This is a genomic window from Crocosphaera chwakensis CCY0110, from assembly GCF_000169335.1.
Classification (GTDB): Bacteria; Cyanobacteriota; Cyanobacteriia; order Cyanobacteriales; family Microcystaceae; genus Crocosphaera; species Crocosphaera chwakensis.
This window is the reverse complement of record NZ_AAXW01000053.1, coordinates 1-21,867: the sequence shown is the minus strand read 5'-3', so window position 1 is coordinate 21,867 and position 21,867 is coordinate 1. Positions and strand designations below refer to the sequence as shown.

Sequence of the window (21,867 nt, the reverse complement as noted above, 5' to 3'; positions counted from 1 at the left end):
TTAGCTATTAACTGTCATAGGAATGGGTTGAGATTCCCCTAACGCTAGATCAAGAGGGAAGTTATGGGCGTTGCGTTCGTGCATCACTTCTATGCCAATATTGGCACGGTTAATAACATCGGCCCAAGTATTGATGACTCGTCCTTGAGAATCGAGAACTGATCCGTTAAAGTTAAAGCCATTGAGGTTAAAGGCCATGGTACTGATGCCGATCGCAGCAAACCAAATACCGATGACTGGCCAAGCAGCTAAGAAGAAGTGTAAGGAACGGGAATTGTTAAAACTGGCATATTGAAAGATTAATCGTCCAAAATAGCCATGAGCAGCCACTAGATTATAGGTTTCTTCTTCTTGTCCAAATTTATAACCTTGATTAGCTGATTGCGCTTCGGTGGTTTCTCGAATTAAACTCGAAGTCACTAACGATCCGTGCATCGAAGCAAACAACGCACCCCCAAACACACCAGCTACTCCTAACTCGTGGAATGGGTGCATTAAAATGTTATGCTCTGCTTGGAAGACAATCATGAAATTGAATGTCCCTGAAATGCCCAACATTAAGCCATCGGAAAAGCTTCCTTGTCCAATGGGATAAATTAAGAGAACAGCCGTCGCAGCAGCGACAGGGGCAGAAAAAGCGACAGGAATCCAGGGACGCATCCCTAAACGGTAGCTTAACTCCCATTCTCGCCCCATATAAGCGAAAATTCCTATTAAAAAGTGCAGCACAATCATTTGATACGGACCGCCATTATACAGCCATTCGTCTAAGCTGGCCGCTTCCCATAAAGGGTAAAGATGTAAGCCAACGGCCGCTGAGGTGGGAACAACGGTAGCACTGATGATGTTATTGCCATACAGCAAGGAACCAGAAACGGGTTCGCGAATGCCATCTAGATCCACAGGAGGCGCAGCAATAAAAGCCAAAAGAAAGACAATAGCAGCCACTAACCCAGTAGGAATTAATAAAACCCCAAACCAGCCGATATATAAGCGATTTTCGGTGCTAGTAATCCAGTTACAAAACTTTGACCACAGATTACTCTCTGTAGATCGCTCAACTGAAGAAATAGTCATGGTTTAAATCCTCTTCGAGACAATTGTATTAAAAGGAATCCCTTTTATCATATATTGCTTAATTAAAAATATAGCTAAATAGTTATATATTATCAATAGGTATTTTTCACTATTTTGTTTTTTGACAAATTAACTAAATAATCATACTGTAAATAAAGGGAGCTATAAAATTTTCCCTAACCATGAAGCTAGAGTGCAACAGATCGCTTCAGTTTCAAGATAGGCGATCGCTGTGCAACGCAACAAGATCCAACAGAATTTAAGGTAAAAATAACAATAATGAGACATCAACACTGTAAACAGAGACGTTTGAACCATCATTCAGCCGTCATTTCCACCACAAATTTAGCTTCGCAAACAATTTCCCCCGGTAATACTAACTTGAATGCAAAAAATATGGCTTATTATTAAGTATTGCTAGTCTTTTTAATATATTATGTTTAATCTAAAAAAACTTTTATCTAATCCTAATTTCAGTTACGTTATTGGTTTATTATTTTGCTTATACTTCTCTATATTTCTGGGGTATGATTTAGTTAAAAACCGTATCAATCATGAAGCTATATTAAAAATTATAAACTCATTAGTATGGCTTACAGTATTTATATTTGAGACAGCTTTAAAATGGCACGATCTAACAAAACCAAATTTATCCCAAGAAATAGATAAGAAACCGAAAAATAAATTATTTTCTAAAAAATGGTATTTAGATAATTTACCATTAATAATTATTATGATAATGGGAATGAGTGTAATGATTAATTCATTGATAATTCTTACTATTTATGACGGTTGGAATACAAATTATATAGTTAGTGATCCAAAGTTTAATATAATAAAAGATTGGTCTTTTATTTTGTTGGGAGTTTTTGCAATATCTGATTCTCTAAAGAAAATTCCCAAGTTTCACCAAATTATAGATAGTAAACTTTTAAGTTTATTACAAGCAGTATTAGCTTTTTCAATTTTTATGCTATATCTAATATATACGAGTAATTTAATAGAATCACCTTAGAAAAATACTGGATAATTAATTGTTTTATTTAAAATAAATCATTTTATCTATTTATACTCTATCTTTTTAGTACATTATGTTTAATCTAAAAAAACTGTTATCTAATCCTAAGTTATTAAGTAAACTATTTTGGTTATTGCTTTTAATAAGCTTTTCTATATTTTGCGGTTTTTATATAGTTCAAAGTTATATGAATCATGAGGCTATATCAAAAATTATATCCTGGTTAATTCCATTTATAGTGTTTATCATTAACATAGTTTTAGATTGGCGTGAGATGACAAACCCAAATTTATTAAATGAAACAAGTGATAAACCCAAAAATAAACTATTTTCTAAACAATGGTATTCAGAAAATTTATGGGCAATAATTATGATGATTATTAGCATTAGTACAATGATTATTTTATTGATAATTCTTACTATAAGTGGTTACTGGAATATAACTTATATTATTAGTGATCCCAAGTTTGACATAATAAACGATTGGTCTTTTATATTGTTGGGAATTGTTGGTTTGCTTTCTTCTTTAGAAAGAGTCGAACGCTTTAAAACTATTTTAAATAACCAATTTTTTAGACCACTACAAATTATTATAAGTTTTTCTGCTTTTATTTTGTATATGATATACACAGTTAATTTAACAGAAGTATCTTAAAAAATCTAAAAAAATAACTATAAATGGTAGACAATAAATTTACACCAAAAATAACTGATGATGGTTCTTATACCTTCTTTTCTGATGAATTTGATGAATTATTGCATTCCCATTCAGGCGCAAAACAAGAAGCACAATATAAGTTTATTGAACCGTGTCAAATCAAAGAAAAAATAACGATTAAAAATACGATAAAAATTCTTGATATTTGTTACGGATTAGGATATAATACAGCAACTTGCTTAGAAACAATGTGGTCAATTAATCCGAATATAAAAATAGAATTATTTGCCTTAGAAAATGATATTAATGTCCCGTTACAAGCCATAAATGCAAACTTATTAAATGATTTTTCTCCATCTGTTATTGATACATTAAAAATCTTAGCCAATAATCATCAAATTGAAACGAAAACCTTTAAAGGTCAATTATTATTAGGAGATGCAAGAAAAACTATCCAAACAGTAATTAATCAAAACTTTCAAGCTGACGCTATTTTTTTAGATCCCTTTTCCCCTCCAAAATGTCCCCAACTATGGACAATAGAATTTATAAAATTGGTGTCTCAATGCTTAGAAAAAGAGGGAAATTTAGCCACTTATTCTTGTGCTGCTTCTGTGAGAACTGCGCTAAAATTAGCAGGACTAAAAATAGGCGCAACCCGAAGTGTTGGAAGGCGATCGCCTGGTACAATTGCTAACTGGAATGGTAACAATTTACCCTCTTTATCCCAACAAGAAAAAGAACATCTACAAACCCGTGCCGCCATTCCTTATCGAGATCCAACCCTAAAAGATACTGCCCAAAAGATTAAAGAAAGAAGACAAAAAGAACAAGATATTAGTTCCTTAGAACCTAGTAGTCATTGGAAAAAAAGATGGTCTAATTGATAATTATCCATATTTTAACCTGAGTTTGGGATAAGGTGAAAAATCATGCAATTCTGCCACTATAAGTGTAGCCTCCTCCGAACCCCGAACTCACGTTATTTTAACTATAAAGAAAAGCGACGATTACTATGATCGAAGAGTTCAAAAACTTGACGAGAAAAACACTTAAATTTTTCTGCGATATCCTTAGCCGGTTGATAATTACCCTCTAATTGCCAATTTTCCACTGTTGACAAACGCCATGCTTGTCCCTGATGATTAAAAGCAGTGATTTCTAACCCGATCAACCGTTGTGTTTTATCCACAGGATCTTTGTGAAACCTAATTTGCACTAACATACTACGACCTTGATAGCGAGGACTCCACCCAGGTAAATGAAAGCCAATATCAATGGAGTTAGGATCAACCCCTTCAAGAGTATCAGGATCATTATTCCAGGGTCTGAGATCAGCTTTAGCATCAGGAAAATGAGTTTTAAATAAATGAACGATCGATGCAATTTTTGTTGATATCTCCAAACCTTGGGCTTTTTCTGATGCGTTCATGTTTAGTATCCTCCTCGTTATTGGTCAAGAATGCCGAAATTTAGGCATTATGCTTTACTCTATGACAATATTTTAGTCAGTTTTTCCATTACACAAGATAGCAAACTTGACAGTTTCTTATTATTTTTAGTTTAATAAATACTTTTTTTGTTTTCAGCAAGGCAAATAAATGATGATTATTAACTTCACACTAAAATAATACTTGAGTATATAGAATTACAACGACAATTGAATCAGCTTGAATCACACTAACTTTTACCTTGACATAAAGAGGCGAATATTCGCCTCTTTAAGATATTTTAGATCACTGTTCCGTCTGGGATGATAGCATTTTTAATCGCCACAACAATACCATTGCGAATATAGAACCCTTCATCTTCACGATTAGATTCTTCAATATTTTCTTTGTTGACAATAGTAACATTACGACCGATACGAGCATTTTTATCAATAATAGCTCGTCGGATGGTGCTACCTTTGCCAATGCCTATAGGAATTTTACCTTGATCAAGCAAAGATTGACGATCATCCAAAGATTCATAATAATCGGCTCCCATGAGCAGAGAATCTTCAACCACGCAATCGGTTTCAATGCGACTACGAATTCCTAAAACCGAGTTATGGATGCGACAATCTTTGATCATACACCCTTCACTAATCATGGATTCGGTAATATTACTATTAAGGACTTTGGTAGGGGGTAAATTGCGCGCACGGGTGTAAATGGGAGCTTTTTCGTTATAGAAGCTAAAACGGGGTCTTGGCTGGCGGTTAAGAGCTAAGTTTGCCTCATAGAAAGCTTCAATTGTCCCGATATCTTCCCAGTACCCTTTAAATAAATAAGCTTGAAGATTGTAGTCTTTAGCTGCACCGGGGATAATCTCTTTACCAAAATCTGTTTGTTCAGGATTATTTTTAAGCAGATCATTTAACGCCTTTTTATTAAAGACGTAAATCCCCATAGACGCAATATAAGGACTTTCTTTGGCTTGTTCTGGGTTCAAGCCTAAAATGGAGGTATCAACCTGCATTTGCTTCAATTCTTCGCCTTTGGGTTTCTCAGCAAAATCGACAATGCGGCCATTGTCATTAATTTTCATTAACCCAAAACTAGATGCTCGTTTTTCATCAATCGGAACTACTGACAGCGTAATATCAGCACCGGTTTCCCGATGTCGCTTTACAAAATCGCTATAGTCCATACGATAGAGATGATCGCCAGACAAGATTAAATATTCATCTACATCCCATTCATCAAATAACCAACCATACTGACGCACAGCATCGGCTGTTCCTTGGAACCAACTGGGGTTTTCCGTTGTCTGTTGCGCTGCCAGAACTTCTACAAAGCCATCATGAAAGCCTGTAAAATTATAGGTGCGTGTCAGATGTCGATTCAAAGAAGCAGAGTTAAATTGAGTTAAAACGTAGATTTTGAGTATTTCTGCGTTAATACAATTACTAACGGGAATATCAATTAAACGGTATTTCCCTGCAAGGGGAACGGCGGGTTTGGCCCGTAACTTGGTTAGGGGATATAAGCGCGTACCTGCGCCTCCGCCGAGTATGATTGCTAGAACTTTCTTCACAAGAGAACCTCGCGATTGCCTGTTACACCTCTCAACTAAAGTGTAGGACTGAGGGGGACAAATGGGAAGTGGTTAAGGGGTTCGGGGTTCAGAGTTTGGGAAGTGTGGGAAGTGTGGGAGGTGTGGGGAGAAGAGGGAGAGAAAAATTTTGTTAACTGAAAAGTATTGGATAGAGTAAAGCAATAGTTTTTGATCTAAAATAAGTACACTATTATTTTATTTATTATTAAACATGAATCGATCAGGTAGAAATAACTCAGAAGAACAAACCCCTCAATCTAGCAATATTTTTACTCTGTTTAAAGGTATTTTAACTAATCCTTTAATGAATACAATTATCATCCCTTCTTTAATAGGACTTTTGACTGCTTTATTGGCTAACGTTTTTGCTCCAGATGTTTCAAATACATTAACTTCTAATGGATTCATCCTAATAACAACTTTGTTATCTGCTTTTTGGGGATTTTGTTTTTTATTATCTTGTTGGAATTCTTCAAGAATTTGGATGACTCAAGAAAATTATTTTAGAGAAACTTATTCGTTATCAGCATTTTATTCTATCATTATAATCAAAAATCATTAGTATTAATTCCAGCACAATCAAGTTTATCTAAAGAAAAACAACAAGATTTTATTGACTATAGTAAGCAAATAGTTGAAAAGTCAAACATTAAGAAAAAAGTAGAAGCTGTTATTTTTGCTTTTAAAGAAGATAAAGATGAAGAAAATAGTGAAAAAAGTATAACTAAACAAGGTTTAATGGATGGACTTTATGAATTTACCATTAATCTTTTTGAAAGTAAGGAAAAGATAGATGTTTTTTATGAAACTGAAAATAGTTTATTAGATAAGTTAGTTGATTTTTCTAATTATCAACGAGAAATTACTAAGAGAGTTAAAGAAATTAGATTACCTGAATCCAATAATAAGGATAAATTAACCTTGAATGATGTTTATGTTGCCTCTCAATATTAATGACTATAGTGAAGAAATAAGTTTATAGATTAAACTATGTAAGAAACTTGAAATTGATGATTTTATCTTGCATAAAGTAGCTGGTACTTCACGATTTTCTTGGTCAAAGGATCAACCTTTTGAAAATATCGTCAACTTAAATAATTAAGATTATATTGTTGGTTACTCAAGGTTAAGCCAATTTTCTACTTTTAAATTAGGAACGCGACTAAATTCACTGATATTATTGGTAATTACAGTTAAATTTAGACTTAAAGCATGAGCAGCAATGAGTAAATCATTACCACCAATAGGAGTGCCTTGATCTTCTAAATAGGTTCGTATTTTTCCATAATATTCTTCAACAGGATAAGTTAAAGGTAAAACTTTAAGACTGTTTAAAATTAGTTCTACATTGGCAAACAATCTAGGTGATTTCTTTTTTATTGCGCCGAACCTTATTTCACAAGCAACAATAATACTTGTACAAATTTTTTCTTCTCCAATACTTTGAATTTTAGAAAAAATTAGTCCTCTAGGGTGTTTGAGTAATTCTGAAATGATATTAGTATCTAACAAATAAGAATAAGTCACTTTAAAAATTAATATCATCTAACGGTAATAATCCTTGATCAATATCTGGAAATTCTTCTTCTAGAGGTTCCAAAGTAGAAAGAACTTCAAGAAGGGACTTTTTCTGATAAGGTTCTATAATTAATTTCCCGTTATCTTCTCGAATTATTACCTCTGTTGTTGGTAGCTTTAATTCTTGAGGAATGGGTACAGTTTGTCTATTTCCTTGTTGAATGAGTTTAACATGATATTCAGTATTCATGATATTTATTAGAAAAATAGTTTTAACGTCTAATTAATTAGGTTGTTTCGGGAGTCAGAATAATTAACTGTTTTTTTTGCAGCGATCGCACTATTTTCAACTCAACAGAAACTTTAGCTAAAATATCTTTAACGGTTAAGTTTCCATCACAAGCTTGCATAAAATTATATTCAGCATCACTTAATTTAATAGGTTGATAATCATAATTCAATAAACTTTGACTCGGCCAACCATGTAAACAAGGATGAATTTCAGGAATAGCAGATAATAAGGTTTCATCTTCTGACCAATCTATCTTAGTTAAAGGGGGTTTTCCTAAGAAAAATTCATAATGAGTTATGTTTTCTGGATCGAGTAATTCTATCAATCGATATCGTTGGCGATCGCTTAATTTTTCTCCCCGTTTTATTAATTCTTCTGACTCTCCAATTAAACGCTCCAGTTGCCAATATTGAGGGTTAGAAAAGCCAATAAATTCTAATCCTGATGCTTCAATTAATTCAAATAAAGTATCAATATTATAATCCGTTTCTTGGGGATGAACATACATATCAGCAAAGGATTCATCTCGATGATTTTCTAATGACCATCTTTCTTTTTCTCGCTTGACAAGACGGTTATTTTCTGGTAGCAATTCAAACAATTTTCGCCCCACAAAAACCCCATCTTTATAATCTCCTTTTGTTTCAGTTTGGAAGAGAGAAATGGCTTTTTGCATCAGTTGTATTTCCCATCTTCCTAACTCTGCATAGACAAAAATATGAAAGATGCCACCAGGGGCTAATTTTTGGGATAAGGCTTTAATTCCTGCGATGGGATCAGGTAAATGGTGCAATACTCCCACACAATTAATTAAGTCAAATTCTCCTTCTATTTTTTCAGCTTCTTCTAAGGGTAAATGATGGAAAGAAATGGGATAATTATGGTTAGTTGCAACCCCTGACTGTTGACAGCGTTTTTCAGCAATTTCTAGGGCTTTTTCACTAATATCAACCCCGACAATTTCTGCGTGAGGATTTAATAAAATTAAGTATTCTGTTCCCACTCCTGTTCCACATCCTGCGTCTAAAATACGAATATTTTCTCTAGGGGGTTTTCTCCCTGTACAAAAGTTATAAGCAGCGATCCAATTCCATCGCCAATTATACCCTGGTGGGGGTTCGTTTAATAAGGGTTCGGGAGGAAAAGGATAGGTATTATATAGTTGTTGAACGGCTGCACTTTCAGGAGAAAAATCAGTCATAGAATTAGGAATAAAAGTGAATTAAACTATCAAAATTAATTCATACTTAACTATTATCTCATTAAATGATCCTAAGAATCTGAGTAAAATATTAAGATAATATCTAGGGATTTAACCCCCCTAACTCCTCTACAAAAGTTATTTTTGCTCTAAAAAAGACTTGCTTTTGCTCAAACTTTGTGTAAAAATAGAAAATGAAGTTTCATAATGGAAATATTACCTTATAAAAATAAAAAAAAAGCATTTCCCATTGTGATCTAGCATATCATAAAAGTTGTTCTTGTGGATCATTGCAACTAGAATTTTGTGATTTTTTTTAATTTCCAACCCTTTGCGTAGGTGTCAACAGCCGTTATTAAAGGGTTCACCGTCTTGATTTTTACGAAATTGATTAGCGGTAAATAGTCCCCCGTCTGGTAGACCTGCGCCTTAATTTTTGAGATTAATAATGCAGCGAACTTTTGGCTTTAAAGTTTTCCCCACATCATTTAAGAGGGTTTCTAAGCTACCATAATAGGAGGTTTCTTTGACTCCTGTACCGGTGCTATAAATTTCATAAAGATTACGGAAATAAGTAGCTAAAGGATTCATATTTTTTAATTACTTTGAAATTGTTGAAGTAACCAACGACTAACTTCTGAGTGATTCGTTTCTCTACTTTTTTGTAAAGCTTGAACTAAACTATTTATTTCTAACCCAGGTAAAACTAGAGATTGAGTAATCCTTTTACTTCCTTTATCTTCTATTTTAAAAGCAATAATATTGACATTTTTTACATCAACTATCCAATATTCCTCTACGCCACAATCTTCGTATAATAGGCGTTTCTCTCCTTTATCATCTGCAAGGGAAGTATTAGCAACTTCGATGACTAAATTAGGAGATGGATAGATAGTTAAGTCAATAACACCCGTTCCATAGGGAACAACATCAACATTATCACCGATATAAAAAGATAAGTCAGGTTGTGCTTCTTTTACTCCTACTTTACGATAACTACAAGCATCAAGACCATTGAAAGGAATATTTTTGATAGCAGCATATAAGTAGATAGCATGATTAATAATTGAGTGATCACTAGCATGGTCATTTCCTAACGGTGTCATTTCAATTCTTACTTTTTGGTTGTAATAATAAAACTTAGCTTTCTTATAGATTGAATCGTCCCATAATTGTGAAAATTCATCCCAAGTTAAACTAATCCAACTATCTGTTATTATTTTAGTTTCTGTAGTAATCATCTTTAACAATAATAATTGTATGTTTACAATAATACCTTTAACGATATTAATCATTTCTTTGAAGTAAGGAGTCAGAAGTTATCAATAATTAAATATTTTTTCTTCTGATCCCTTCCTTAACTATCTTACGATAACTGAGGGATAATTAATCCCAAAGCTAATAACAGTCCACTTACAAAATGAAGTCTTACAGCAATAAATTTACAATTACTAACTTGATTAGGTTTATCATGATTTTTGTTAACATGAGTCACTAATTGATAAGCAATAGGAACACTGGAAAATACTAGAAGTGTCCAAAAAGAAAAGAGATGTAATAAAGAAAATAGGACAACCAAAGCAAAAAACAAAACAGTGGTTACTGTCAAGACTTGGGATGCTAATTGGGTTCCCATGCGAACGATAGGAGATTTTTTTCCTGCTGCTAAATCATCTTCAACTTGATGAAAATGGGAACAAAAAAGAATAATTGATGTGCTTATTCCGATCAAGATTCCAGGGGCTAAACTAAATAAAGAAAACTGTTGAGTTTGGGAATAATAAACAGCAGAGATCGCCAGAGGACCAAAGGTAAAAAAGCAGATAAATTCCCCTAACCCTTGATAACCGAAACGAAAAGGAGGCCCTTGATAACTATAGCCCAAAGCACAACAAAGTAGTATAATAAGTAAAACTGTGATATCTTTTTGCCACCAAGCAATTAACAAAATTCCTAAAATACCTAAGCATAGAAATAGATTAGCCAACCAAAACATTAAAGACTTATCACCCGTCAAATTAACAATAGAGTGGGCTTTATTTTTATCAATTCCTGTGTCAGCATCAAAAACATCATTACTAATATTTAGCCAAGCAATAATCAAAATAGCTGAGGTTAGGAAAGTTCCAAAAATTTTGGAGTCAAATATTCCAGTTTCCCCAAAAGCAAACGCAGTTCCTACCGTAATAGGTATAATAGCGACGGTGTACATGGGGGGTTTAATCGCAGCAAGCCATAATTTTGCTTTTGACGGGGGTAAACTTTGGGTTGTGGTAGGTGTTGTGGTCATAAAATATCTAGTTAGGAATAATCTCTATGATATGATCCTCAAAAGAGGTGCAATCAACGGTATGGACAACATTAAAGACATACCATCAATATTGGGCTAAAGTGAAACAAATTATAAATAACTTTACGATGTCTGTTGCTACACCAATCATTCCTGAGACGACGAATATCGGGTATGATCAACATCGTCTTGAACAATTACTGCTGACTCATAAAGCTACTCTAAATAGAAAAAAGCAGTCAATTATTGTTAGTTTATCCCAAATCACCCCTAAAATTGATCCCTTATCAATTCTAGCATTTTTAAATTGTGAAAAAATCAATAACTTTTCTAAAGATGAAATTTATTTTTATTGGGAAAATCAAGGAAAGACTGAAGCAATTTTAGGGTATGGTGTTACAGAATCTTGTCAGCTTAATACATCGGATCGATTTATAAAATCACAAAATTTTGTTAAGAATTGTTTTGAGAAAATCGTTAAAATAAATGAGCATCATTCATCAAATTCTTTTCCTCATATTTTTTGCGGATTTACCTTTTTTTCAGAAACTAATCAATTGGAATTTCCCTTTTCTTCAGCATTTACTTTTTTACCAAAACTACAAGTTATTAAACAAAAAAGAAATAGTTTGTTGATTTTTAATCTTTTAATTGACTCAAAAACAGATATAAAAAAATTAGCCTACCAAACCAGTACAAATATAAAATTAATTTCTCAAATTAAGATTGACCCAAAAATTAGTAACCTAGAAAAAAAATCTATCGAAACTACTCCTAAGTTTCAAATGATACAAGGTTTTGAATCATCTGTTGCCTCAGCTTTAAAATCAATTGAAGCTAAGCATTTTCAGAAATTAGTGTTAGCTAATGCTTTAGATTTAACTAATTCTCAAGAATTTTCTATTATTGAGTGTTTAAAAAATTTACGAAAATATTATCCCGATTGTTATATTTTTGCGATTAATAATGGTAAAAATAATTGCTTTGTGGGGGCAAGTCCTGAACGATTAATTAACTTAAAGAATAGACAATTATTAACAGATGCTTTAGCTGGTTCTACTTCTAGAGGAAAAACAAAACTAGAAGATTATTATCTAGCACAAAAACTTCTAAAAAGTAGTAAAGAAAGAAGAGAACACCAGGTAGTTATTGAATTTATTGTACAACGTTTGATTAATTTAGGATTAATACCCCAAATTTCTCCTTTAAAAGTATTAAAGTTATCTAATATTCAACATCTTTGGACTCCCATTTATACACAATTAAACGCTAATATTCATCCTTTAGAAATAGTAGCTAAACTACATCCTACCCCTGCTGTATCGGGTTTTCCTACAGGAATCACTTGTCAAGAAATTAAACACTATGAAACCTTTGAAAGAGGATTTTATGCTGCTCCTTTGGGTTGGATTGATTATAATAACAATAGTGAGTTTATTGTTGGTATTCGCTCTGCTTTAATCTCTGGAAATCATGCTAGACTGTACGCAGGGGCAGGAATTGTGGAAGGATCACAACCTGAACAAGAGTTAGCGGAAATTAAGCTAAAATTTCAAGGATTACTCAAAGCATTATCTTATTCCTAATCAGGGATTATCATAACTTAGGGGCTAATGTTATATTATGCTTAACACTAGCGTCACCATATAACTGTTTATAACCTATGTTAATCGATAGAAATCTCTCTAAATATATCGTCTTCTCCGAAGATAGTATTCTTAACGCTTTAAAAAAAATTAGTGATAATAAAAGTCGTATCATCTTCTCTGTAACTGAGTCAGGTGTTTTAGAAGGTGTGTTAACAGATGGTGACTTTCGACGGTGGTTAGTTCAACAAAATACCATTGATCTCAATCAAGCGATTTCTAACGTTAGTAATAAACAGTTTAAATACGCTTTATTTGAAGAAGATCCCGAAAAAATTAATAGTTATTTTTCTGAAGAAATTGAATTTATTCCCCTTTTAGATGATAACGATCATTTAGTAGCGATCGCCCGTAAACGTCCCGATGAAATTAAAATCGGTGACTTCATTATTAACGATGAATCTTCTACCTTTATTATTGCAGAAATTGGTAACAATCATAATGGTAGTTTGGAGTTAGCCAAAAAGTTAATTGATGATGCGATCGCAGCCGGAGCAAATTGTGCTAAATTTCAACTAAGAAGTCTTAAATCGCTTTATCATAATGCTGGAAATGCCAACGACGCTAGTGAAGATTTAGGGTCACAATATACCTTAGATTTATTGTCCCGTTTCCAACTTTCTGACGAAGAAATGCTACAAGCGTTTGATTATTGTAAGGAAAAAGGTATTTTACCCTTATGTACCCCTTGGGATCTCAATAGTTTAGAAATTCTCGAAAAGTATGGCATGGTTGCTTATAAAGTTGCCTCTGCTGATTTTACCAATCATGAACTATTAAAAGCCTTAGTTAAGACAGGAAAACCGTTAATTTGTTCTACGGGAATGTCCACCGAAGCTGAAATTAGTCAATCGGTTCAACTCTTACAAAAGCTTGGAGCAATGTATGTCTTACTCCATTGTAATTCTACTTATCCGGCCCCCTTTAAAGATGTCAATTTAAACTATATTACAAGATTAAAAGAATTAGGAGATTGTCCTGTCGGTTATTCCGGCCATGAACGGGGAATTAATGTGGCGATTGCTGCCGTTTCTAAAGGGGCAAAAGTGATCGAAAAACACTTTACCTTAGACAAAACGATGGAAGGAAATGACCATAAAGTAAGCCTCTTACCCCAAGAATTTAAGGCCATGGTTGAAGGGATTAGACAAGTAGAAGAAGCCCTGGGAACCTCCGCAGAAAGGCGTTTAAGTCAAGGGGAATTAATGAATAGAGAAACTCTGGCCAAAAGTTTAATTATTAATTGTGATTTAGAACCAGGACAAATCATTACAGAAGCAATGATCGAGATTAAAAGTCCAGGAAAAGGCTTACAACCTAATCGTAAAAAAGAACTAATTGGGAAGACAGCAAAACGTCCATTTAAAGTAGGAGATTTCTTTTTTCCTAGTGACTTAGAAGAAGCCCAAATTACTGCTAAAAATTATCTATTTCCTTGTCCTTGGGGTTTACCGGTTCGTTATCACGATTTTACCAAACTACTACCTAAAACTAACCCAGATTTATTAGAGTTTCACCTTAGTTATAAAGATTTAGAACAGAATATTGAGCAGTATTTTAATCATACTTATGATCTCGATTATGTCGTTCATAGTCCCGAATTATTTGCAGGAGATCATGTCTTGGATTTATGTTCAATGGATGAAGATTATCGTAACCATTCCATCCAAGAATTACAGCGAGTTATTAATATTACTCGGCAACTTAAACCCTACTTCAAAAAAGCATCACAACCATTAATTGTTACTAATATTGGGGGGTTTACCTTAGACGAACCTTTACCCATTACCAAACGTCACAAATATTATGATTTACTGTTAGATAGTTTATCAAAATTAGATAAAGAAGGGGTTGAAATTATACCTCAAACCATGCCTCCCTTTCCTTGGCATTTTGGTGGACAAAGGTATCATAATCTCTTTGTTGATCCTCAGGACATTGCGGAGTTTTGCGCTAAGCATAACTATCGAGTGTGTTTAGATATTTCTCACTCAAAATTAGCCTGTAATCATCACAATCTATCTTTTAAAGAATTTATTGAACAAGTAGGACTTTATACAGCACATTTACATATAGCAGATGCTCAAGGATTAGACGGAGAAGGATTACAAATCGAACACGGAGATATTGATTTTCCAGCTTTAGTAGAAGACTTAAAGAAAACTGCCCCGAATGCTTCATTTATTCCTGAAATTTGGCAAGGTCATAAAAACGAAGGAGAAGGATTTTGGATCGCATTAGAACGATTAGAAAGCTTTTTTAACAGTGAACAGTAATCAGTTATCAGTGATAAGTTACTGGTCACTAAAAGAACTTATTTCTCCTTATTTCTATTTAAGAAATCAAAAAGAACTAGGAATTTATATGTGTGATGGGACTGACATGATTAAAGGCAGTATTTAGGATAAATGTAGGAAAACGCAAATTGAGGAATTAAATAATGAGTGTCAAACAACTATCTAAATTCAGTTTATATTTAATAGGATTAGTCTCAATCTTGAGTCTAGCTTTACCAGTAATGGCCGAAGAGACCGAAGAATTGCCCGCCGATGATCCTTGGTTCACTTTTTGTTTAATCCATAGTGAACCTGGAGAAGATTTCGGGAACTGCATCAATGGTCTTCCTTCGGTTCAACCAGAAGGGGAAGGTTCTCTCGTAGAAATCAGAAGAGTAGAAGAACCCACCCCTAAACCCATTCCTCAGAGAACAAATAGAATAAATAGAGTCAGTAATTAACTTGAGTTCGGCATAAGTAAAGGGAGGAGTTGTAAGCTGAAAATACCCAAACTATTCAGCAACTCCGTCCTATATTTAATTTTGAAATTCTAATGACCTTTTTTAAACCCAATGATCACTTAAAATCTATCGTTAACCAAGTATTAGAATCGACTTGGGAACAATTTCCAGAATTAGGACTTAATCAATGTGCTTTAACTTTATTAGTTTATGATACTCCTGTGGTCATTGAGAAAGAAGAAATTACCTTTCCTATGGATTTTTGGCAACATCCTATTAAGGGTTTTTCTTATCGAGGAGATGAAACGATTTATCCTGCCAGTGTGGTGAAATTGTTTTATTTAGTGGCTATTTATCAATGGTTAGAAAAAGGAAAAGTTGAACCCTCAACTGAATTAGATCGGGCTATTACAGACATGATAGTAGACTCTAGTAATGATGCTACTAGCTTAGTAGTGGATATGTTAACCGATACCACTAGCGGACCCGAATTATCTTCCGATAAACTGCTACAATGGCAAGACAAACGTAACGAAATTAACCGCTATTTTCAGGGGTTTGGTTGGCAAGAATTCAAGAATATTAATCTTAATCAGAAAACCTGGTGCGATGGTTATTATGGCAGAGAAAAGCAATTTGTTGGAGCAAAGGGAGAAAACAAAAATCGTTTAACTACTAATGCTGTGGCCAGATTATTTCATAACATTGTGGCAGAACGAATCATTTCTCCAGAGCGATCGCAAAAAATGATGAGATTATTACAAAGAACTTTACCTGCACCGGTTAACGACACCTTAGAAGAAAACCAAATTACAGGATTTTTAGGGGAAAGTTTAGATAGTAATGCTAAACTCTGGTCAAAAGCAGGATGGACAACACAAGTACGCCATGATGCAGCCTATATTGAGATTCCCCAACAGGCCCCCTTCCTGTTAGTGGTATTTACCGAAGGGAGAAAAAACAGTCAAAATAAGCAAATTTTACCGTTTATTTCCCAACTGATTATAAAAGGGTTAAACAGCTAACCTAAATTCTCTTTTGCTTCTTTGGCCACTTGTTCCATAGAATCTTCTACTAAAATTTTGAGCGCGTTGGTGGCTTGTTCTCCTCCTAATTTACCCAATGCTTGAACCAGTCGATAACGTACTTGCCAGTCTTCATCTTTAACTAATGTAACCAGTAAAGGAACTGCTTCGCTATTGCCTAACTCTCCTAATGCACTGACAGCAGAAATACGAACTAACCCTTGATCAGACTGTAGGGCTTCTTCTAACAGCTCGATCGCTTTGGGTTCGCCTAATTCTCCCAAGGTAGCAATAATACTCAACTGTAATAACCAATCAGAGGTTTGACGATATAGTTGTTTTAAATCATCATAAGCTTGAGTTAACTGTAGTCCCCCGATGACATCAGCGGCCGCTGCTTTAACATCGGTTTCAGAATCATTTTGTATGCGATCGCGTAATAACTGTAAAGCTTTGTCAGGATCTTGTCGTCCTAGGGGATCTAATTGACTAACGGCCGCATAACGAACTCGTTCATTGCTATCCGTCACTAAAGGTTGAATGAGATCAAAAGCGATAGCAGGATCGAGTTGACGTAATAAATTAACCCCTTTCAGGCGATCGCCAAGGTCTTCGGAGGTTAAAAGGGGTTGTACATCAGCAGGGGTAACACTCATAGGAATAAATAGATAAATTAAGGATTAACCAGAAACCATTGCAATCATAAATCCTAACAAAAAACCAGCAATGGTTGAATAAGAAACCGAACTTCCGCCTAACTCGTAGGCTTCTGGCATCATGGTACTTGATAACATAGCCAGTATTGCTCCACCGGATGCTGCTTGAACTGTCCCGATGAGTAATAGAGAGGCCGTATCTTGTAAATAGTAACCAAAAGTAGCAATGATCCCACTGAGAATAACAATACCAAACCAGAGGGCAAGAATTTGTAGTTTTGGGGTTCCAGCTTGTTTCATCCCAGAGGCACTACTTAAGGCTTCAGGAAAGTTAGAAATAAACACCGCCAACAGAAAAGACCAAGCCAACTGTTGCGCGGAAGCATTCATGCCAATAACGGTGGCTTCTGGAATATTATCTAATAGGGTTCCCACCAAAATGGCTACCGGGGTAGATCGTTCGACTAAACTGGTGAGGGTTTGAGGGTTTTCTGTAAGGAGGCGATCAAGTTCGACTTGTTCCATTAAACGTTGTCGCCAACGATCTAAGTTATTTTGGGCGGCCACATGAGAGTTAACCGAATGGCGTAACCGTCTGGCTAGGGTTTGACTTAAAGCCCTAGCTAAATGGGGCGATCGCATTAAAACTTGAGCGAAGTTTTCTTCATTGAGTTGATACAGTTCCATTGGAGTACAAGCGATCACTGTTGCCGAACGAGGTTCTTTGGTTAATAGGGACATTTCCCCAAAAATCTCCCCTGGTCTTAAAATAGTGATTTGTTTGCTATCTTTGATCACTTCTGCTTCTCCTTGAGCAATCATATAGAAATAGTCTCCGGGTTCCCCTTCTTTGCATAAGACTTGTTTGGGTTTAGCGTGCATAGGAGTAACCAGAGAAGCGATCGCTTCTTTTTCTGCTTCGGGTAATTGTTGTAAGACTTCTACGTGGGATAATCTTTGTAAAATATTTGGGGTTGTTTTAGCTTCCGGTTGATGTTCAAATAAATAACGACGACTCGAAGCGGGTTTACGTAAAAATCCCCCATGTTGATCGATATATTGACTTAAATTGGTAAATAATACCCCACCAATAGCAAAACCCAACATCAAGGGTAAAAATCCAGCTTTTTCATAGACTTTACTGGCAATTTCAAAGGCGGTTGCTGCGATTAACGTACCACTACCAAAAGCCATGATCGAGGCTGATAAAACCCGTTTTGGAGTCAAAAACACCCCTACCATTGCCCCTAATGCTAAACTAGAAGCCCCTAACATCCCTTGGACAAAGGCAGAAAGTGCCATAAATTAACTTTCTTCGGTTTGATTGGCTGAAGGATTCAAAGATTGTTCACTAGACGCAGAGATCATCTTAGCCATCCCTTTATCATAATTAGAAGCGATCGCTAAAAAAGCTCCAGCTAATACATAGATCGGCAGGGGCAAAATAAAGCCTTTTACCCATTGATAAAACTGCACCAATACAAATAATACAAAAACGGCACTCATCCAGAAGCGCATAGTTTCCACCTCATCACCTTTAGCATTCACATTTTAGCTTATCGGTTAAACTTAAAATAATACATTTTGATAAGGAATTATGGTACAGCAATTATCTTCAACCCTTATCTATCCTGAAAGTGATGGAAAACCCATTGCTGACAATACAAAACAATTTCGTTGGATTGTCGTTATTAAAGAGAATTTAGAATTATTATTTGCTAGGGATAATCAACTTTTTATTGCTGGCGATTTATTATGGTATCCCCTAGAAGGCAATCATCCTTTAGCACAAGCTCCTGATACAATGGTGGTTTTTGGCAGGCGAAAAGGAGATAGAGGTTCTTATCAACAATGGAAAGAAGATAATATTTCTGCTCAAGTGGTTTTTGAGATTCTTTTTCCTTCTAACCGTCTCAAAGAAATGGCTAAAAAATTTCAGTTTTATGAACGTTATGGGGTAGAAGAATATTATTTATTTGATCCTGATAAAATTGATTTACAAGGATGGATAAGAGTAGAAGATAAATTAAATGTAATTGAGGAAATTAATCATTGGGTTAGTCCGAGATTAGGGATTAAATTCGTTTTAACATCGGTTAATCTAGAAATTTATCGTCCTGATGGAGAACCTTTTTTAACTTTTGTAGAACTAGGTCAATTGCGACAACAAGAAAAAGGAAAAATTAAGCAATTAGAACAAGCACAAAAGAATGCTATTTTTCGTCTTCATGACTTAGGGTTAATAGTAGAACAAATTGCTGATTCTTTAAGTTTATCTGTTGAAGAAGTACAAAAAGAGCTAAGATCATAGAAAAAGAATCTTTATAGTTAAAACCAAGAGGAGCATAACCCAGTGTCAACAGTTACAGAAAATCATCTTAGAGAACTCAAGGAATTAATTAATAGTCGTTTTGATGGTTTAAGTAATGATTTGAAAGTCGTAGATAAGAAAATAGATGTTTATATAGCGAAAACAGATGAAAGACTTAATTCAATTCAACACAATCTTGATGATCTAAAAAAACAGTCGGAAAAGCAAGATAACCGAATTTGGTTATTAATATCAGGTTTATTTTTAACGTTGTTAGGTGCAGTAGCTAAAATTGCTTTTTTTCCTAATCCTTAATATAAGATTTTTGTAAAAGTCATTCATAAACTGTCTCTAACATATAGCTTAAGGGTTAAGATTTCCTGCACCAATTAACCAGCCCACAAAACCGCCCTTTGATGAAGTGGTTAAACGAGGAGAAGAATGGCGTAAATCAATTTAGTAGTCATTCTTTGTTTTATGATGTATATTCTCGACACCGATCATCTTAGCTTTATTCAACGGAATGGAAAAGAAGGAAAGTAGATATTAACAAGGTTAGCAACTCTTGATAATCCCAAAGTAGCAGTTACAATAATTACTTACGAAGCTGTGTTGGAATATCAACAGTCACAATGAATTCAAAACTCTAGACTGGGGTATTGTCTCCATTTTTTAATTATTCATTATTCTGAAGGCTTCATTTTGAGTTGTACTCAAAATGTAAGAAGCCCGAATTGTTCATTATTTACATATTACATATTTCCCCACATTAATCGCCCGTACCAAAAAACAATTAATAATCCCAAAGCTAACCAATCACCTCCTATTAACCGTAATTGATGCCATTCGACTTTATGTTTATTGGGACTCAGAAACCCCCTAATTTCCATAGCGATCGCAATTTCTTCGGCTCGCATTAAGAGATTTTCTAGCAATTTTTCTACTACAACTAACCAAACTTGTAAACTTCTTTTAATGCCCAATTTTTTCCAATTAATTGCCCTTGTACGAATGGATCTAATTAAGTTTTGCACTTCTTCTAAGACTAATGATATAAACCGCAAAGATAAGGTTAAGGTTAATAAAATTTCGGTAATAGGAATATTGAAGCGACGCAAGGGAGACAATAAATCATCTAATCCTGCTGTAATTTCTTCTGGCGCAGTGGTTAATAGATACAAGTTAGTGCTATAAATCAAAATAAAAATTAGGGTACTAATTCTTATCCCTAATTCTAAAGAACGACGGGTGATAAATAATCGTCCTTTGTCTAGTAAAACGTAATGATAGTCTGTTGGTTGGGGTAAAGCTAAATTATTACCTGGTAGTCTCGGTTGAGAAGAAACGGCTAACCCATCAGGGGATAATGTGGTAATAATAAATACCAGCAGGGTTAAGATTAACAACCATCCCATTTGTTGTTTCCACACTCTCAAGGGAATTTGAGCAATTAAAGTCAGAAACATTAAAATTCCTACTAACACTAATCGCCATTCAGGGTTTGATAAAATAGGGGCTAAAAGAAAGGATAATAACCAAGCTAGTTTCACTCTTGGATCAAGTTTATGTAACCAAGTAAAGGGATTTTCTAAATAAAGCCCAATAGGAAGCGATCGCAATAAATCCATAATTGATAATTAATTTAATTTTTGCTCAGTTTGGATTGTTAACTTTATTATCTCATAAGAAATGAAAAACTTGTTTATTAATATAATATGGTTTAGATATAAACCCTAAGATTGCTTCTTATGAAAAGATTTTATCAAAAAAGTCTACAGTTTATTGGTTTATTATTATTTATCTTTTTAGGATTAATTGCTTGTGATAATTCGGTCAAGATTGAGCGATCACAGCCTCTTCCTCAAGATCCTTTGATTGAGGTCTATTTTAACTTAAATGAAGCAAAAGGATCTGATTATCGTGATCCTTATCGTAACATTGATCGGCCTGGGGATAATTTAGAAAAAATTATTATCAATACTATCAATTCTGCTCAATCTACCATTGATATTGCTGTCCAGGAGTTTCGTCTTCCCAATATTGCTAAAGCTTTAGTTAAACAAGCTGAAAAAGGAATCAAGGTTCGTATTATTTTAGAAAACAATTATCATCAATCTTTTACTGATTTTACTTCCAAGATGATTACGGAAATGACCACAAGAGAGAAACAAAGATATAATCAATATTTTCAATTTATTGATCTTAATAATGATAATAAAATTACTCAGAAAGAACTTAATCAAAGAGATGCGCTGAGTATTTTGAATCAAAGCAATATTCCTATTATTGATGATACCGAAGATGGCTCGAAGGGTACAGGTTTAATGCACCATAAATTTATGGTTGTTGATAATAAAATTATTATTGTTACTTCAGCTAATTTTACTTTAAGTGGA

At 34.2% G+C, this 21,867-nt stretch carries 24 protein-coding genes and 1 pseudogene; 12 read left to right on the top strand and 13 right to left on the bottom strand.

Features of this window, described 5'->3' with window-relative positions:
* Entirely contained in the window at positions 1-1,077 is a 1,077-nt protein-coding gene (gene psbA / locus CY0110_RS22025) for a photosystem II q(b) protein (protein ID WP_008277783.1), read from the bottom strand.
* 436 nt (positions 1,078-1,513) lie between these two features.
* Between psbA and CY0110_RS22020 the strand changes: the two genes are divergently transcribed.
* From CY0110_RS22020 to CY0110_RS22010, 3 genes are all read left to right on the top strand, one after another.
* The gene (locus tag CY0110_RS22020; RefSeq protein ID WP_008277782.1) at positions 1,514-2,092 is read left to right on the top strand and encodes a hypothetical protein; all 579 of its coding nucleotides are present in this window, start codon (positions 1,514-1,516) and stop codon (positions 2,090-2,092) included.
* 76 nt (positions 2,093-2,168) lie between these two features.
* A complete protein-coding gene (locus CY0110_RS22015) occupies positions 2,169-2,750 on the top strand; it encodes a hypothetical protein (RefSeq protein ID WP_008277781.1) in 582 nt (193 codons plus the stop codon).
* 23 nt (positions 2,751-2,773) lie between these two features.
* Positions 2,774-3,640 (top strand): tRNA (5-methylaminomethyl-2-thiouridine)(34)-methyltransferase MnmD, encoded by an 867-nt coding sequence (locus tag CY0110_RS22010; protein WP_008277780.1) that lies wholly within the window; start codon positions 2,774-2,776, stop codon positions 3,638-3,640.
* Positions 3,641-3,744: 104 nt separating this feature from the next.
* Here the strand turns inward: CY0110_RS22010 and CY0110_RS22005 are convergent, their stop codons facing one another.
* Both CY0110_RS22005 and CY0110_RS22000 read right to left on the bottom strand, forming a co-directional pair.
* Positions 3,745-4,185, bottom strand: coding sequence for a hypothetical protein (locus tag CY0110_RS22005; protein ID WP_008277779.1), 441 nt, complete (start codon positions 4,183-4,185; stop codon positions 3,745-3,747).
* A 299-nt stretch (positions 4,186-4,484) separates the two neighbouring features.
* Positions 4,485-5,774 carry a glucose-1-phosphate adenylyltransferase gene (locus CY0110_RS22000; protein ID WP_008277778.1) on the bottom strand — a complete coding sequence of 430 codons (1,290 nt, stop codon included), beginning with the start codon at positions 5,772-5,774 and terminating at the stop codon, positions 4,485-4,487.
* Between the two features lie 232 nt (positions 5,775-6,006).
* On the opposite strand from CY0110_RS22000, the gene CY0110_RS21995 reads away from it, so the two are divergent.
* Positions 6,007-6,357 carry a hypothetical protein gene (locus CY0110_RS21995; RefSeq protein WP_008277777.1) on the top strand — a complete coding sequence of 117 codons (351 nt, stop codon included), beginning with the start codon at positions 6,007-6,009 and terminating at the stop codon, positions 6,355-6,357.
* Positions 6,358-6,533: 176 nt separating this feature from the next.
* Positions 6,534-6,749 (top strand): hypothetical protein, encoded by a 216-nt coding sequence (locus CY0110_RS21990; protein ID WP_008277776.1) that lies wholly within the window; start codon positions 6,534-6,536, stop codon positions 6,747-6,749.
* A gap of 162 nt (positions 6,750-6,911) precedes the next feature.
* Here CY0110_RS21990 and CY0110_RS21985 read toward each other — a convergent pair whose 3' ends face one another.
* From CY0110_RS21985 to menA, 6 genes and pseudogenes are all read right to left on the bottom strand, one after another.
* Positions 6,912-7,322 carry a type II toxin-antitoxin system VapC family toxin gene (locus tag CY0110_RS21985; RefSeq protein WP_035800337.1) on the bottom strand — a complete coding sequence of 137 codons (411 nt, stop codon included), beginning with the start codon at positions 7,320-7,322 and terminating at the stop codon, positions 6,912-6,914.
* 1 nt (position 7,323) lies between these two features.
* On the bottom strand, positions 7,324-7,563 hold the full coding sequence (locus CY0110_RS21980) for an antitoxin (protein WP_008277774.1): 240 nt from the start codon (positions 7,561-7,563) through the stop codon (positions 7,324-7,326).
* 37 nt (positions 7,564-7,600) lie between these two features.
* The gene (locus tag CY0110_RS21975; RefSeq protein ID WP_008277773.1) at positions 7,601-8,806 is read right to left on the bottom strand and encodes a class I SAM-dependent methyltransferase; all 1,206 of its coding nucleotides are present in this window, start codon (positions 8,804-8,806) and stop codon (positions 7,601-7,603) included.
* Positions 8,807-9,163: 357 nt separating this feature from the next.
* Positions 9,164-9,397, bottom strand: a pseudogene (locus CY0110_RS28865) (DNA methyltransferase); the annotation flags it as partial.
* Positions 9,398-9,402: 5 nt separating this feature from the next.
* Positions 9,403-10,047 (bottom strand): Uma2 family endonuclease, encoded by a 645-nt coding sequence (locus CY0110_RS21970; RefSeq protein WP_035800334.1) that lies wholly within the window; start codon positions 10,045-10,047, stop codon positions 9,403-9,405.
* 125 nt (positions 10,048-10,172) lie between these two features.
* A complete protein-coding gene (gene menA / locus CY0110_RS21965; RefSeq protein WP_008277770.1) occupies positions 10,173-11,096 on the bottom strand; it encodes a 2-carboxy-1,4-naphthoquinone phytyltransferase in 924 nt (307 codons plus the stop codon).
* 128 nt (positions 11,097-11,224) lie between these two features.
* On the opposite strand from menA, the gene CY0110_RS21960 reads away from it, so the two are divergent.
* From CY0110_RS21960 to CY0110_RS21945, 4 genes are all read left to right on the top strand, one after another.
* Positions 11,225-12,682 carry an isochorismate synthase gene (locus tag CY0110_RS21960; RefSeq protein WP_008277769.1) on the top strand — a complete coding sequence of 486 codons (1,458 nt, stop codon included), beginning with the start codon at positions 11,225-11,227 and terminating at the stop codon, positions 12,680-12,682.
* Between the two features lie 77 nt (positions 12,683-12,759).
* Positions 12,760-15,018, top strand: coding sequence for an N-acetylneuraminate synthase family protein (locus CY0110_RS21955; RefSeq protein WP_008277768.1), 2,259 nt, complete (start codon positions 12,760-12,762; stop codon positions 15,016-15,018).
* A 164-nt stretch (positions 15,019-15,182) separates the two neighbouring features.
* Complete coding sequence (locus CY0110_RS21950; protein WP_008277767.1) at positions 15,183-15,479, top strand: hypothetical protein; 297 nt, start codon at positions 15,183-15,185, stop codon at positions 15,477-15,479.
* 92 nt (positions 15,480-15,571) lie between these two features.
* A complete protein-coding gene (locus CY0110_RS21945) occupies positions 15,572-16,504 on the top strand; it encodes a serine hydrolase (protein ID WP_008277766.1) in 933 nt (310 codons plus the stop codon).
* On the opposite strand, the gene nblB is transcribed toward CY0110_RS21945, so the two are convergent.
* The 3 genes from nblB to CY0110_RS21930 are packed head-to-tail and all read right to left on the bottom strand — an operon-like array spanning position 16,501 to position 18,678.
* Entirely contained in the window at positions 16,501-17,160 is a 660-nt protein-coding gene (nblB, locus tag CY0110_RS21940; RefSeq protein WP_008277765.1) for a phycobilisome degradation protein NblB, read from the bottom strand. The genes CY0110_RS21945 and nblB overlap by 4 nt on opposite strands.
* Positions 17,161-17,184: 24 nt before the next feature.
* Positions 17,185-18,462 carry a cyclic nucleotide-binding domain-containing protein gene (locus CY0110_RS21935; protein ID WP_008277764.1) on the bottom strand — a complete coding sequence of 426 codons (1,278 nt, stop codon included), beginning with the start codon at positions 18,460-18,462 and terminating at the stop codon, positions 17,185-17,187.
* A gap of 3 nt (positions 18,463-18,465) precedes the next feature.
* Entirely contained in the window at positions 18,466-18,678 is a 213-nt protein-coding gene (locus CY0110_RS21930) for a hypothetical protein (protein WP_035800331.1), read from the bottom strand.
* Positions 18,679-18,757: 79 nt separating this feature from the next.
* On the opposite strand from CY0110_RS21930, the gene CY0110_RS21925 reads away from it, so the two are divergent.
* Both CY0110_RS21925 and CY0110_RS21920 read left to right on the top strand, forming a co-directional pair.
* Positions 18,758-19,471 (top strand): Uma2 family endonuclease, encoded by a 714-nt coding sequence (locus tag CY0110_RS21925; RefSeq protein ID WP_008277762.1) that lies wholly within the window; start codon positions 18,758-18,760, stop codon positions 19,469-19,471.
* Between the two features lie 42 nt (positions 19,472-19,513).
* Positions 19,514-19,786, top strand: a complete 273-nt coding sequence (locus CY0110_RS21920) for a hypothetical protein (protein WP_008277761.1) — start codon at positions 19,514-19,516, stop codon at positions 19,784-19,786.
* 437 nt (positions 19,787-20,223) lie between these two features.
* Here CY0110_RS21920 and CY0110_RS21915 read toward each other — a convergent pair whose 3' ends face one another.
* Entirely contained in the window at positions 20,224-21,099 is an 876-nt protein-coding gene (locus tag CY0110_RS21915) for an energy-coupling factor transporter transmembrane component T family protein (RefSeq protein ID WP_008277760.1), read from the bottom strand.
* Between the two features lie 120 nt (positions 21,100-21,219).
* On the opposite strand from CY0110_RS21915, the gene CY0110_RS21910 reads away from it, so the two are divergent.
* The coding region (locus CY0110_RS21910) for a phospholipase D-like domain-containing protein (RefSeq protein ID WP_008277759.1) at positions 21,220-21,867 on the top strand (648 nt) is incomplete at its 3' end.

Coding starts and splice junctions, on each gene's coding strand:
- psbA (WP_008277783.1), bottom strand. CDS start 1,077: ATGACTATTTCTTCAGTTGAGCGATCTACAGAGAGTAATCTGTGGTCA.
- CY0110_RS22020 (WP_008277782.1), top strand. CDS start 1,514: ATGTTTAATCTAAAAAAACTTTTATCTAATCCTAATTTCAGTTACGTT.
- CY0110_RS22015 (WP_008277781.1), top strand. CDS start 2,169: ATGTTTAATCTAAAAAAACTGTTATCTAATCCTAAGTTATTAAGTAAA.
- CY0110_RS22010 (WP_008277780.1), top strand. CDS start 2,774: ATGGTAGACAATAAATTTACACCAAAAATAACTGATGATGGTTCTTAT.
- CY0110_RS22005 (WP_008277779.1), bottom strand. CDS start 4,185: ATGAACGCATCAGAAAAAGCCCAAGGTTTGGAGATATCAACAAAAATT.
- CY0110_RS21995 (WP_008277777.1), top strand. CDS start 6,007: ATGAATCGATCAGGTAGAAATAACTCAGAAGAACAAACCCCTCAATCT.
- CY0110_RS21990 (WP_008277776.1), top strand. CDS start 6,534: ATGGATGGACTTTATGAATTTACCATTAATCTTTTTGAAAGTAAGGAA.
- CY0110_RS21980 (WP_008277774.1), bottom strand. CDS start 7,563: ATGAATACTGAATATCATGTTAAACTCATTCAACAAGGAAATAGACAA.
- CY0110_RS21975 (WP_008277773.1), bottom strand. CDS start 8,806: ATGACTGATTTTTCTCCTGAAAGTGCAGCCGTTCAACAACTATATAAT.
- CY0110_RS21970 (WP_035800334.1), bottom strand. CDS start 10,047: ATGATTACTACAGAAACTAAAATAATAACAGATAGTTGGATTAGTTTA.
- menA (WP_008277770.1), bottom strand. CDS start 11,096: ATGACCACAACACCTACCACAACCCAAAGTTTACCCCCGTCAAAAGCA.
- CY0110_RS21960 (WP_008277769.1), top strand. CDS start 11,225: ATGTCTGTTGCTACACCAATCATTCCTGAGACGACGAATATCGGGTAT.
- CY0110_RS21955 (WP_008277768.1), top strand. CDS start 12,760: ATGTTAATCGATAGAAATCTCTCTAAATATATCGTCTTCTCCGAAGAT.
- CY0110_RS21950 (WP_008277767.1), top strand. CDS start 15,183: ATGAGTGTCAAACAACTATCTAAATTCAGTTTATATTTAATAGGATTA.
- CY0110_RS21945 (WP_008277766.1), top strand. CDS start 15,572: ATGACCTTTTTTAAACCCAATGATCACTTAAAATCTATCGTTAACCAA.
- nblB (WP_008277765.1), bottom strand. CDS start 17,160: ATGAGTGTTACCCCTGCTGATGTACAACCCCTTTTAACCTCCGAAGAC.
- CY0110_RS21935 (WP_008277764.1), bottom strand. CDS start 18,462: ATGGCACTTTCTGCCTTTGTCCAAGGGATGTTAGGGGCTTCTAGTTTA.
- CY0110_RS21930 (WP_035800331.1), bottom strand. CDS start 18,678: ATGCGCTTCTGGATGAGTGCCGTTTTTGTATTATTTGTATTGGTGCAG.
- CY0110_RS21925 (WP_008277762.1), top strand. CDS start 18,758: ATGGTACAGCAATTATCTTCAACCCTTATCTATCCTGAAAGTGATGGA.
- CY0110_RS21915 (WP_008277760.1), bottom strand. CDS start 21,099: ATGGATTTATTGCGATCGCTTCCTATTGGGCTTTATTTAGAAAATCCC.